At 47.6% G+C, this 273-nt stretch carries 1 protein-coding gene; it reads right to left on the reverse strand.

Annotation, left to right across the window (positions count from 1 at the left end):
• Positions 1-265, reverse strand: a 265-nt coding sequence (locus SCA31_RS23430; RefSeq protein WP_410699417.1) for a DUF4011 domain-containing protein, incomplete at its 3' end; no start/stop codon positions are given.
• Positions 266-273: the final 8 nt, after the last annotated feature.

A 273-nucleotide genomic window follows, 5' to 3' on the forward strand; every position in this document is an offset into this window, starting at 1 on the left:
TGGCTAGCTTTACCTGCAATGACAAGTTGGGAATGATATCTTCGCCGGTATATTTTATCTGGTACCGGTACACCCCAGCGTTAGCATTCAGCTTTCCTCTTTCCAGCATCACTGGAATGGTAAACAACGGGGCGAGTCGACTCTTGTCGGAATTCGGTGATTCAAACCATTCCAGGAAGCCCAGCGCAAGATACAGAATACCTGTACCGGTTTCTTCAATTGCAGTTTGGGACTTGTTTCGGATTCCACGTAGCCTGGATTCCATTTCCTGAG

The sequence above is a fragment of the Chryseobacterium sp. SIMBA_028 genome (assembly GCF_046535285.1).
Lineage (GTDB): Bacteria > Bacteroidota > Bacteroidia > Flavobacteriales > Weeksellaceae > Chryseobacterium.